Origin of the sequence: Stenotrophomonas sp. SrG (assembly GCF_050031795.1) — a bacterium.
GTDB lineage: Bacteria > Pseudomonadota > Gammaproteobacteria > Xanthomonadales > Xanthomonadaceae > Stenotrophomonas > Stenotrophomonas rhizophila_A.
Window position 1 is genome coordinate 80,960 of sequence record NZ_JBNBBE010000009.1, and the last position, 11,947, is coordinate 92,906.

The 11,947-nt window shown below is 66.9% G+C and carries 8 protein-coding genes; 5 read left to right on the forward strand and 3 right to left on the reverse strand.

Annotated features, from left to right (window positions below):
* Position 1: 1 nt before the first annotated feature.
* The gene (locus ACQG3P_RS10440; RefSeq protein WP_426804993.1) at positions 2 to 712 is read left to right on the forward strand and encodes a glutathione S-transferase; all 711 of its coding nucleotides are present in this window, start codon (positions 2 to 4) and stop codon (positions 710 to 712) included.
* 98 nt (positions 713 to 810) lie between these two features.
* Here ACQG3P_RS10440 and ACQG3P_RS10445 read toward each other — a convergent pair whose 3' ends face one another.
* From ACQG3P_RS10445 to ACQG3P_RS10455, 3 genes are all read right to left on the reverse strand, one after another.
* On the reverse strand, positions 811 to 2,409 hold the full coding sequence (locus ACQG3P_RS10445) for a hypothetical protein (protein ID WP_426804994.1): 1,599 nt from the start codon (positions 2,407 to 2,409) through the stop codon (positions 811 to 813).
* 227 nt (positions 2,410 to 2,636) lie between these two features.
* Positions 2,637 to 4,358 carry a thiamine pyrophosphate-dependent enzyme gene (locus tag ACQG3P_RS10450; protein WP_426804995.1) on the reverse strand — a complete coding sequence of 574 codons (1,722 nt, stop codon included), beginning with the start codon at positions 4,356 to 4,358 and terminating at the stop codon, positions 2,637 to 2,639.
* Positions 4,359 to 4,502: 144 nt separating this feature from the next.
* Positions 4,503 to 4,982: a DUF3574 domain-containing protein gene (locus tag ACQG3P_RS10455; RefSeq protein WP_426804996.1), complete on the reverse strand. Its 480-nt coding sequence runs from the start codon at positions 4,980 to 4,982 to the stop codon at positions 4,503 to 4,505.
* 256 nt (positions 4,983 to 5,238) lie between these two features.
* Here ACQG3P_RS10455 and ACQG3P_RS10460 point away from each other — a divergent pair, with 256 nt between their 5' ends.
* The 4 genes from ACQG3P_RS10460 to otsA all read left to right on the forward strand — a co-directional run bounded on the left by ACQG3P_RS10460 (position 5,239) and on the right by otsA (position 11,724).
* Positions 5,239 to 7,686, forward strand: coding sequence for a TonB-dependent receptor plug domain-containing protein (locus tag ACQG3P_RS10460; protein ID WP_426804997.1), 2,448 nt, complete (start codon positions 5,239 to 5,241; stop codon positions 7,684 to 7,686).
* 100 nt (positions 7,687 to 7,786) lie between these two features.
* Entirely contained in the window at positions 7,787 to 8,557 is a 771-nt protein-coding gene (otsB, locus tag ACQG3P_RS10465) for a trehalose-phosphatase (RefSeq protein ID WP_426804998.1), read from the forward strand.
* Between the two features lie 21 nt (positions 8,558 to 8,578).
* Positions 8,579 to 10,360, forward strand: a complete 1,782-nt coding sequence (locus ACQG3P_RS10470) for a glycoside hydrolase family 15 protein (RefSeq protein WP_068853786.1) — start codon at positions 8,579 to 8,581, stop codon at positions 10,358 to 10,360.
* Positions 10,357 to 11,724 carry an alpha,alpha-trehalose-phosphate synthase (UDP-forming) gene (otsA, locus tag ACQG3P_RS10475; protein WP_093533725.1) on the forward strand — a complete coding sequence of 456 codons (1,368 nt, stop codon included), beginning with the start codon at positions 10,357 to 10,359 and terminating at the stop codon, positions 11,722 to 11,724. Before ACQG3P_RS10470 ends, otsA begins: the two co-directional genes overlap by 4 nt.
* The last annotated feature ends 223 nt before the right edge of the window (positions 11,725 to 11,947 follow it).

The window sequence follows — 11,947 nt, forward strand, 5'->3', positions numbered from 1 at the left end:
CATGCATTACGAGCTGTACTACTGGACCGGCATCCAGGGCCGGGGCGAGTTCATCCGGCTGGCGCTGGAAGATGCTGGCGCCTCCTATACGGACATGGCGCGGGTGCACGGCGACGAGGTGATGCAGCCGTTCCTGGACGGCAAGGCCGAGGGGTTGCGCCCGTTCGCGCCGCCGTTCCTGGTCAGTGGGCGGCAGGTGATCGCGCAGGTGGGCACGATCCTCGATCATCTGGGGCCGGAGCTGGGGCTGGTACCCGAAGCCGCCTCGCGCCGGGTGCAGGCGTTGCAGCTGCAGCTGACCATCGCCGACCTGGTCGCGGAGATCCACGACACCCACCACCCGATTGCGGCCTCGCAGTATTACGAGGATCAGAAAAAGGAAGCGAAGGCCCGCGCGGCGTCGATGCGCGGCGAGCGGCTGCCGAAGTTCCTCGGCTGGTTCGAAAGCGTGCTGGAGGCCAATGGCGGCTTGCACCCGCTGCGCGAGCATTCCTACGTGGACTTGTCGCTGTTCCAGCTGCTGAGCGGGCTGGACTACATGTTTCCGCGCCGCATGCAGGCACTGCGGCCGTCGCTGCCGCTGTTGCAGGCACTGAAGGACCGGGTGGAACGGCGACCGAACATCGCCGCATACCTGGCCTCGGAACGCCGGTTGGCGTTCAACACCAACGGCATTTTCCGGCATTACCCGGAGTTGGATGCCGAGGATTGAGGTCCGGTCACGACCAACGGTCGTGACCTACCGGCATCTGTGTCACGACCAACGGTCGTGACCTACCGGGGCTCGACGGGTGGTGACCCACCGGTAGATCACGACCGTTGGTCGTGATTGCCTTTCTGCAGGGACAACAGGCCCAGCAGCGCCGCCAGCGCCACATACGCGCCCGCGAACTGCCACATGATCTGTTCCGGCAAGCCTTCCAACGTCCACGGCAGGTAGATCCCACCGCGCGGGTCCACCGAATGGATCAGCCCGAACAGGGTAAGCGCCGCGGCCACCAGCAGGATCCCGGAAGAGCGCAGCAGCCTGCCGTCGATCATCGCCACCACTGCAGCAATCCACAGCATCGAAGTGATGATGAAGCCATTGCCCAGGGTGAAGATCACCGCCAGCTCCGGCAGCCCATGCCCGTCGAGCGTGGTGGTCATCGCCGCCAGCTGCTCGGGCGGGATCCAGCCCGGCGCCTTGATCGCCAGCAGGTAGGCCACCGATGGCAGGAACCCCAGCACCATCGCACCGGCATGCTCGCGCGGGGTGGCCTGGAACGCCTGGGTGGTGATGTCGATGGCCACGTACACGATGATCGGCGCCAGCACCGCCAGCGGCAGCCACTGCACCAACCCGGAAATCACCCCCAGCATGCCGCCGATGCCCACGAACAGGCCGGTCAGCAGCGTGTAGCCGCTGCGCGCGCCCATGTGCTTGTACGCCGGCTGGCCGATGTACGGCGTGGTCTGCGCCACGCCACCGCACAGGCCGGCCACCAGCGTGGCCACCGCCTCCACCAGAAGGATGTCGCGGGTGCGGTAGTCATCGCCGGCCGCACGTGCGCTTTCGGAGACGTTGATGCCGCCCACCACCATCAGCAGGCCGAACGGCAGCAGCAGCGGCAGGTAGGTGATCGCCGTGGGCAGGCCATCGATGAAGCCCAGCGTCGGCCACGGCAGCACCATCTGCAGCGGGGTCCACTCGGGCACCTTGAAGCCCGGTGCACCCAGCCCGGCCAGGCCGAGCCCGTAATACAGCACCGTGCCGAACACGAACGCCACCAGCACGCCCGGGGCGCGGATCGGCAGCTTGCGCTTGGCCACCAGCACGTACAGCAGCAGGCCCAGCGTGACGAAGCCGACCACCGGCGAGCGCAGCGTTTCCAGCAGCGGCAGGAAGCCCATCAGCACGATCGCGATGCCGGCGATGGAGCCCAGCAGCGAAGCGCGTGGCAGCGCGCGGGTGACCGCCTCGCCGAAGAAGGACAGCACGGTCTTGAGCACGCCCATGATCACCAGTGAGGCCATGCCCAGCTGCCAGGTGGCAATGGCCGCATCGTGCGGAGCCAGCCCCTGCGCCTTGAAGGCCAGGAACGCCGGGCCCAGCACCAGCAGCGCCATGCCGATGCTGGTCGGCGCATCCAGGCCGAGCGGCATCGCGGTGACGTCATCGCGCCCGGTGCGCGCGGCCAGCCGCCGCGCCATCCAGGTGTAGAGCACGTTGCCGACCAGCACGCCGAAGGCGGTGCCGGGGAACATGCGCCCGAACACCACGTCGGCGGGGAACTGGAAGATGCCGACCAGCGCCATCGCGATGAAGCCGAGGATCGACAGGTTGTCGACCACCAGGCCGAAGAAGCCATTGAGATCGCCGGCGACGAACCAGCGGGGGCGTCCGGAGACAGGAGCGGATGCAGGCATGCGAGCGGGCACGGGGTGGGGGGTACCCGATGGTAGGCGTTCATTGCGCCCGGCGACAGACGCATGCGTGGAACACCGGGGCGCGCCTCGTACCGACCAACGGTCGGCACCTACCGGCAGGGCGACCGCCATGTGCCCGTACCGACCAACGGTCGGTACCTACCGGCGGGGCGACCGCCGTTGGCCGGTAGGTCACGACCGTTGGTCGTGACGTTCGTCAGACACCCTTACGGCTTGTTGAGGAAATTGTTGGCCAGCAGGTCGCGCACGTCCCCTACCCGCCCGTGCAGCAGCGCCTTGGCCGCATACAAGGCGGTACCGGCCACCTGCTTGGCCTCCACCTGCGGCGGCATCACCAGCTCGGTCGGGCTGGTGTGCACGTCCAGCAGCGCCGGGCCGGGGTGGGCCAACAGGTCCTGCACCGCCTGCTCAAGGTCTTCGCTGCGGGTCACGGTGCGCCCGTAGAAGCCGATCACCTCGGCCAGGCGGCCGAAATCGGGGTTCTTCAGGTCGGTGTAGTTATCCAGCAGACCCTGCACCTTCTGCTCCAGCTCCACGAAGTTCAGCGAGCTGTTGTTGTAGACCACCACCTTGATCGGCAGGTTCTCCTGCACGGCGGTGAGCAGCTCGCCGAGCAGCATCGCGATGCCGCCATCGCCGCACATCGCGATCACCTGCCGGCCCGGGAACGCCTTCTGCAGGCCCAGCGCCTGCGGCAGGGCATTGGCCATCGTGCCGTGCAGCAGGCTGGTCAGCGTACGGCGGCGGCCGTTGGCGCGGATATGGCGCAGGATCCACACCATCGGCGAACCGCAGTCGGCCGTAAACAGCGCATCGTCATCGCCATGCCGGTCGAGCAGCGCGGTGAGATGCTGCGGATGGATCAGCTCGCCCTCGCCCGGGTGCTCCTCCTTAGCGCGGGTCTCCAGCGCCTTCTCGCGGTGGCCGATGCACTCGTCCAGGAAGCTGCGGTCCTCGCGCTCCGGCAGCAGCGGCAGCAGTGCCTCCAGGGTCGGGCCGATGTCGCCCACCACGCCCAGATGCACCGGGTGGCGCCTGCCCAGGTGGCTGCCATCGCGGTCGACCTGGATCAACGTCGCCTTGTCCGGATAGTACTGGCCCCAGGCGAAATCGGCGCCGAGCAGCAGCAGCGTGTCGCACGCCATCAGCGTGTGGTAGCCCGATTCAATGCCGAAAATGCCGGTCATGCCCATGTTGTACGGGTTGTCATGCTCCACGAAATCCTTGGCCCGCGAGGTGTGCGCGATCGGCGCCTTGAGGTGCGCGGCCAGCGCGACAAGTTGATCGTGCGCGTGCTCGCAGCCGGCACCGGCATAAATGCCGATGCGCTTGCCCGCGCCGATCAGCGCCGCGATGCGCTGCAGTTCGTCGTCGTTGGGGCGCAGCACTGGCTGGGTGTAGTGCACGGAAAACGGCTGATCGTCCTTGACCTCGGCTTCAGCAATGTCGGCAGGCAGGATCAGCACCGCCACGCCGCGCCGGCTGATCGCCGCCTGGCAGGCCAGGGTCGCCATCCGCCGCGCCTGCGCCGGGGTGTACACCTGCTCGCAGAACACGCTGCAGCTGGCGTACACCGCCTTGAAGTCGACTTCCTGCGGGAACTCCATGCCCAGCTCGGTGGTGACCACCTGGCTGGCGATCAGCACCAGCGGCGTGCGGTTGCGGTTGGCCTCGAAGATGCCGTTGATGAAATGCAGCCCACCGGGGCCACACGAGCCCGCGCAGGCCGCCAGGCGCCCGCTGATCAGCGAATCGGCCCCTGCCGCGAACGCGGCCGCCTCTTCATGGCGCACGTGCACCCAGTCGATGTCACTGCGATGGATCGCATCGGTGACATGGTTGAGGGTGTCGCCGACGATGCCGTAACAGTGCCGCACACCGGCGGCCTGTAGGGTATCGACGACGATTTCGGCAACGCGCTTGCTCATGGCGGCACTTCCACGCTCTGGGGGAAGTCCGAGCCTAGACCCGCGCAGGTGACATCGGCGTGCGAATGCACACCGATTCATACCAAGGTAGGTACCGACCGTTGGTCGGTTCAAGGTAGGTACCGACCGTTGGTCGGTACGCTGTCAGAACGACACGTCCACCGCCTGCTGCGACCACAGCACCGACTGGTGCTTCGTCGCCTGCTTCCATGCCAGGCGGATCGCCTCGATGTCCGCGCGGCGCTGCGGGGTGTTTTCGTGCAGCACCACCAGCACCTTGGTGCGCAGGCGATTGGGCTCCTTCGCGCCACGGAACAGCCACTGGCCGTAGGCATCGAACACGGTCAGGCCATCCGGGAAGCGCGGGGTGACCTGCTTGTCCAGGAAGTCGCGCCACTGCGCCTCGCTGATCGCATCGGTCTGCTTGCGGTCGGAGGCACCGCTCTCCTCGCCCACGCCGAAGTACAGCTCGCTGCGCACCCAGTTGGTCGCCGCATCCGGGCGGGCGGGGTCGCCCTGGAGGGTGGCGGTGGCCGATTCTGGGGCGCGCGGGGTCGGGCTGGTCGTTGTGGCGCAGCCGCCGAGGGCGAGGAAGGCGGCCAGCAGGAGGGGGGAAAGCTTCATGGTGCGGGGGCTCCGGGTGTTGCGAGGGTTCCGTGGGACACGCATGGCGTGTCGCTACGTGATGGACAGAGTCCGGGATCGATGCTGATCACCTCCGGTTATCTGCTGATAGCCGTCTGTATTGGGACTTGCATCACAGGTGGGGTTCACGCCAAGATAATATATCGCTTCATCCGGATGGAACAATAGTTTCATCTGGGACCAGCTGGGCAGCGCCCGGCACCACCCTCCCCCTCGTTTTGCTGCTGGAGCCCGCATGTCCCGTCCGTCCGCGTCGCGCCTTGGCCTCGCCATTGCCCTGGTCCTGTCCTCTCCCCTGCTGGCCCAGGACCTTCATGCGCAGGACGCGCCCGCCTCCGCCACCACGCTCGACACGGTGATCGTCACCGGCACCCGCGCCATCGACCGCACCGTGCTCGAGTCGACCTCGCCGGTGGACGTGCTCACCGCCGAGGACATCCGCCGCGCCGGCGTGGTCAATGGCGAACTGGGCAGCGCGCTGCAGGCGCTGCTGCCTTCGTTCAACTTCCCGCGCCAGTCCAACTCCGGCGGTGCCGACCATGTGCGCGCCGCCCAGCTGCGCGGGCTGTCGCCCGACCAGGTGCTGGTGCTGGTGAACGGCAAGCGCCGCCACACCAGCGCGCTGGTGAACACCGACAGCAAGATCGGCAAGGGCACCACCCCGGTGGACTTCAACTCCATCCCGGTCAGCGCGATCAAGCGCATCGAAGTGCTGCGCGACGGCGCCGGTGCGCTCTACGGCTCGGATGCCGTGGCCGGTGTGATCAACGTGATCCTGGATGACGCCCCGGAAGGCGGCGCCATCGAAGCCAGTTTCGGTGCCAACCACACCGACCTCAAGCCGATCGACCGCACCCTCACCGATGGCCAGACCAGCTTCGCCAGCGCCAAGGTCGGCACCGCGCTGGGCGAAGACGGCGGCTTCCTGCGCGTGGGCCTGGAGCTGAAGAACCGCGAAGGCACCAACCGCGCCGGCTTCGACCAGATTCCGCCGTGGGACCAGACCGATGCGAACCTGGCCCTGCAGGGCCAGCGCAACTATGTGCTCGGCGACGGCAAGACCAAGGACCTCAACGCCTGGATCAACACCGAACTGCCATTCGGTGAAACCTCGAAGTTCTACTTCTTCAGCACCTTCAACCAGCGCGACAGCGAAGGCGCCAACTACTTCCGTTACCCCGACAGCGACGCCAACTGGACCGAGCTGTACCCCAACGGCTACCGCCCGGTTTCCGAAGGCGAGAACCGCGACGTGCAGGCCGTGGCCGGTGCCAAGGGCCAGTGGGGCGAGTGGAACTACGACGCCAGCCTGGATTACGGCTTCAATGACTTCACCTACCGCCTGCGCAACTCGCTCAACGCCTCGCTGGGCCCGGGCAGCCCGACCCGGTTCAAGACCGGCGATTACCGCAATGAACTGACCGTGGGCAACTTCGACCTCGGCCGGGTGTTCACCCAGGGCGACAACACCCACAGCCTGGGCCTGGGGCTGGAAGCGCGCCGCGACCACTTCCAGACCCGCCCCGGTGACCCCGCCAGCTACGCCGCCGGCCCCTACACCGACCGGCCAACCGGCTCGCAGGCTGGTGGTGGGCTGAGCCCGCAGGACGCCACCTCGCTCCGCCGCGACGTGACCAGTGCGTATGCCAGCCTGTCCAGCCAATTCGGCGAACACTTCTCCAGCGACCTGGCCGCACGCTACGAGCACAGCGACGATTACGGCGACGAGCTCACCGGCAAGCTGGGCCTGCGCTATGAGTTCACCCCGGCGTTCGCACTGCGTGGCGCGATCTCCAACAACTTCCGCGCGCCGTCGCTGGCGCAGATCGGTTATGAATCCACCTCCACCGGTTACAACGCCGCCGGCCAGCTCGTGCAGGGCCGCACGCTGTCGGTGAACAACCCGATCGCGCGCGGCCTGGGCGCTACCGACCTGAAGCCGGAAAAGTCGGTCAACACCAGCGTGGGCTTCACCAGCCGCATCGGCGACCACTTCGACCTGTCGCTGGACTTCTACCAGATCGATATCGATGACCGCATCGCGCTGTCGGAGAGCATCACCGGCGATGCGCTCACCGATTACGTGCAGCAGCAGTTCGGCGTGGCCGGGCTGCAGAGCGCCAATTTCTTCGTCAACGCCGCCGATACCCGCACGCGCGGCGCCGAGCTGGTGACCAACTGGCGGCAAGGGCTGGGCGATGGGGAACTGCTGCTGACCGGCACCTACGCCTACAACAAGACCACGTTGAAGAACGTGCTGGCCACGCCGGCGAGCCTGTTGGCGCTGGACCCGGACTACGTGCTGTTCGGCCTGGAAGAGACCAACACCCTGACCGATGCCACGCCGCGCACGCGGGCGCAGCTGGCGGCGACCTGGGCCAACGACCGCTGGACGCTGAGCAGCCGCCTGAGTCGTTACGGCAGCGTGACCCGGGTGTTCAACTTCGGCGATGGGTATGTGCCGCGGCAGACCTATGGCGCCGAGTGGCAGCTGGATGCCGAGGTGGAGTACCGGATCACGCCGCAGTGGAGCGTGGCGCTGGGTGGGCAGAACCTGACCGACAATTATTCGGATCTGTCCAACGAGGACATCTATTACTTCGGCAACCTGCCGTATGACGTGCTGTCGCCGATTGGCAGCAATGGTGCCTATTATTACGGGCACGTTCGTTACACGTTCTGATCATTGCTACCGCCAGGCAGGGCCTGGCGCTGCCGGGCGCGTTTGAATGGAAGCGTGATCGTCTACTGGACGATCACGCTTCCGGTGGCATGTTGGCAACATGGCCAACGACTACCCCCTCCGTCCGCCGCCACCACTGCTGGACAATGCGTGCGCGCTGTTCCTGGACGTGGATGGCACCCTCATTGAATTTGCCGACGACCCCGAGGCCGTCACCCTGCTGCCCGAGGTGCGCGAGGCCATCGGCCGCATCAGCGACCGGCTCGACGGTGCGGTTGCACTGATCAGCGGGCGACCGCTGGCCCAGCTGGACCGCCTGTTCGCGCCACTGCACCTGCCCGCCGCTGGCCTGCACGGCCACCAGGTGCGTGGCATGGGCGGTGACACCCACGCCGTAGACGGCCGCACCGCCACTGACAGCGACACCAGCGAATGGCTGCACGCCGTGCACCAGCAGGCCATGCGGTTCGCGCATGGCCATCCCGGTGTGCTGGTCGAAGACAAGGGCCGCAGCCTGGCCCTGCATTGGCGTGGCGCGCCGCATGCCGCCAACGAAGTGCGTGCGTTCGCCGAACGCCACATCGGCGGCAACACCGGGTACCGGCTGCAGCCCGGCGACCACGTGGTGGAATTCATTCCCGAAGGCAGCGACAAGGGCCGCGCGATCCGCCAGCTCATGCAGCAACTGCCTTTCCGCGGCCGCATTCCCGTGTTCCTGGGCGACGACCTGACCGACGAGTACGGCTTCGATGCCGCCAACACCCTGCATGGCTGGAGCGTGCTGGTGGGCGAACGCGAGCCCAGTGCCGCGGTCTTCGCCCTGCCCCGTGTGCGCGACGTACACCGCTGGCTGCAGGAAAACGCTGACTGATGTACCCAGAGACCCCCACCCATGACTGATTCCAACCTGGACCTTGGCGTGGTCGGCAACGGCAGCTTCGGCGCGTTGATCGACCGCCACGCCCGCGTCGTGTGGAGCTGCCTGCCCACCTTCGACGGCGACCCCACCTTCTGCGCACTGCTGCAGCCCAACCAGCAGGTCGGTGGCGATTTCGCCATCGAACTGGAAGACATGGTCAGCAGCGAACAGAGCTACCTGACCAACACCGCCATCCTGCGCACCGTGCTGCACGACAAGCACGGCGGCTCGCTGGAAATCATCGACTTCGCCCCGCGCTGGCGCCAGAACGATCGTTTCTACCGGCCGGTAAGCCTGATCCGCCAGGTGCGCCCGCTGGGCGGCAACCCGCGCATCATCGTGCGCGCCCGGCCGCTGGCGGACTGGGGCGCGCGCGTGCCCGAGGCCACCTGGGGCAGCAACCACATCCGCTGGGTGCTGCCCGACCACGTGCTGCGCCTGACCACCGACGTGCCGCTGCGCTTCGTGCGCGATGAGCTGCCGTTCGTGCTCAGCCACCCGGTGCACCTGGTGCTGGGCGTGGACGAATCGCTGAACCGTTCGCTCAGCGGCTATGTGCAGGAATCCTTCCAGCGCACGCGCGATTACTGGCGCGAATGGGTGCGCTATCTGTCCATTCCGCTGGAATGGCAGGACGCGGTGATCCGCAGTGCGATCACCCTGAAGCTGTGCCAGTACGAAGACAGTGGCGCCATCATCGCCGCCATGACCACCTCCATTCCCGAGGCGCCGGGCAGCATCCGCAACTGGGATTACCGCTACTGCTGGCTGCGCGATGCCGCCTTCGTGGTGCGCGCGCTGAATCGCCTCGGTGCCACCCGCACCATGGAACAGTTCCTGGGCTACATCTTCAATCTCGCCACCGGCGATGGCAGCCTGCAGCCGCTGTACGGCATCGGCTTCGAGGCCAAGCTGGAAGAAAGCGAAGTGGCCTCCCTCGATGGCTACCGTGGCATGGGCCCGGTGCGGCGCGGCAACCTGGCCTGGGTGCAGCGCCAGCACGATGTGTACGGCAGCGTGGTGCTGGCGTCCACCCAGCTGTTCTTCGACCGCCGCCTGCAGGACCCCGGCGACGCCCACACCTTCGCGCGGCTGGAACCGCTGGGCGAACAGGCCTTCGCCCTGCACGACGTGCCCGACGCCGGCCTGTGGGAATTCCGCGGCCGCACCGAAGTGCATACCTACACCAGCGCGATGTGCTGGGCCGCCTGCGACCGGCTGTGCAAGATCGCCGTGCGCCTGAAGCTGGACCACCGCGCCGAGTACTGGCGCGACCGCGCCAACACCATCCACGCGCGCATCCTGCGCGAGTCCTGGAGTGACGAGCTGGGCCACTTCACCGACACCTACGGCGGCCACCGCCTGGATGCCTCGCTGCTGCTGCTGGCCGACATCGGCTTCATTGCCGCCGACGATGCGCGTTTCGTCGCCACCGTCGAGGCCATCGGCCGTGACCTCAAGCACGGCAACGCGCTGTACCGCTACGTGGCGCCGGATGATTTCGGCGAGCCGGAAACCAGCTTCACCATCTGCACGTTCTGGTACATCGACGCATTGGCTGCCATCGGCCGCCTGGACGAAGCGCGCGAGATGTTTGAAATGCTGCTCGAGCGCCGCAACCACCTGGGTCTGCTCTCCGAAGACCTGGCCTTCGACAATGGCGAGGCCTGGGGCAACTTCCCGCAGACCTATTCGCACGTGGGCCTGGTCACCGCCGCCATGCGGCTCTCGCGCAGCTGGCAGGAGGCCTCATGAGCCGCCTTGTCGTGGTGTCCAACCGCGTGGCAGCGCCCGGCGTGGCCGCCCCGGGTGGGCTTGCGGTGGGACTGCTGGCCGCGCTGAAGGAACGCGGTGGGCTGTGGTTCGGCTGGAGCGGCAAATCCGTGCGCGATGACAGCGGCGAGCTGCACGAGCAGACCGAGGGTGACATCCGCTACGTCACCATGGACCTGAACAAGCGCGACGTCGACGGTTACTACAACGGCTTCGCCAACCGCACCCTGTGGCCGCTGCTGCACTTCCGGCTGGACCTGGTGGACTATGACCGCGCCACCCGCGAAACCTACCGCCGGGTCAACGCGCTGTTCGCCGAAAAGCTGGCGCCGCTGCTGCGCGAAGACGACATCGTTTGGATCCACGATTACCACCTGATCCCGCTGGCCTCGCTGCTGCGCGAACGTGGCATCGGCTGCCGCATCGGCTTCTTCCTGCACGTGCCGATGCCCTCGGCCGACCTGCTGCAGGCCATGCCCGACCACCTGCGGCTGTTCTCCAGCCTGTACGCCTACGACCTGGTCGGCTTCCAGACCCAGCGCGACGCCGATCGCTTCCAGTCCTACGTGCGCCTGTTCGCCGGCGGCAAGGTGCTGCCCGATGGCATGCTGGAAGCCCCCGGCGGGCGCCGTTTCCGCGCCGCCGCGTTCCCGATCGGCATCGATACCGCGCACATCGAACGCCAGGCCAAGGCCGGTGCCAACAAGCCGGCCGTGCGGGACCTGCGCAACAGCCTGCGCGACCGCCAACTGGCGATCGGCGTGGACCGGCTGGACTACTCCAAGGGCCTGCCCGAACGCTTCCAGGGTTTCGAGCGCTACCTGCAACGCCACCCTGACCAGCGTGGCAGCCTCACCTACCTGCAGATCGCCCCGGTGTCGCGCGGCGATGTCACCGAGTACCGGCAGCTGCGCAGCCAGCTGGAACAGATCGCCGGCCACATCAACGGCGGCTTTGCCGAACCGGACTGGACCCCGCTGCGCTACGTGAACCAGAACTTCGCGCATGCCACCCTCACCGGCTTCTACCGCGCCGCTGCCGTCGGCCTGGTCACTCCGCTGCGCGATGGCATGAACCTGGTGGCCAAGGAGTACGTGGCCTCGCAGGACCCGGAAAACCCCGGTGTGCTGGTGCTGTCGCTGCTGGCCGGCGCGGCCGACGAAATGAAGCAGGCGTTGCTGGTGAATCCGCACGACCTGGATGGCGTGGCCGATGCCATCGCCACCGCCGCCACCATGCCGCTGCGCAAACGCGTGGAGCGTTGGCAGGCGATGATGGATCACCTGCGCACCCATGACATCAACCACTGGCGCCAGAGCTATCTGGAGGCACTGGAAAACGGCTGATTACGACATGTTGTCGGGCCAGAAATGTGTCGCTTCTGGCCTGAACTCGCACCCGCCATGCGCATCATCCGCTGTGATGCGCTCGTTTTAGGAGTGTGTCGTTTTCTGCACTTCCCGCGGTGGAAATCCCGATAAGCGAAGCGTGCCATTTCGATAGGCCTCCTAAATCGTCGGAAACTACGACCGATTCGCAACCTGCGGCGCGCGCAACTTTCATTTTTCG

What these genes read in the sequence shown, in the direction of transcription:
- ACQG3P_RS10440 (WP_426804993.1), top strand. Translation starts at nt 2, where the DNA reads ATGCATTACGAGCTGTACTACTGGACCGGCATCCAGGGCCGGGGCGAG.
- ACQG3P_RS10445 (WP_426804994.1), bottom strand. Translation starts at nt 2,409, where the DNA reads ATGCCTGCATCCGCTCCTGTCTCCGGACGCCCCCGCTGGTTCGTCGCC.
- ACQG3P_RS10450 (WP_426804995.1), bottom strand. Translation starts at nt 4,358, where the DNA reads ATGAGCAAGCGCGTTGCCGAAATCGTCGTCGATACCCTACAGGCCGCC.
- ACQG3P_RS10455 (WP_426804996.1), bottom strand. Translation starts at nt 4,982, where the DNA reads ATGAAGCTTTCCCCCCTCCTGCTGGCCGCCTTCCTCGCCCTCGGCGGC.
- ACQG3P_RS10460 (WP_426804997.1), top strand. Translation starts at nt 5,239, where the DNA reads ATGTCCCGTCCGTCCGCGTCGCGCCTTGGCCTCGCCATTGCCCTGGTC.
- otsB (WP_426804998.1), top strand. Translation starts at nt 7,787, where the DNA reads ATGGCCAACGACTACCCCCTCCGTCCGCCGCCACCACTGCTGGACAAT.
- ACQG3P_RS10470 (WP_068853786.1), top strand. Translation starts at nt 8,579, where the DNA reads ATGACTGATTCCAACCTGGACCTTGGCGTGGTCGGCAACGGCAGCTTC.
- otsA (WP_093533725.1), top strand. Translation starts at nt 10,357, where the DNA reads ATGAGCCGCCTTGTCGTGGTGTCCAACCGCGTGGCAGCGCCCGGCGTG.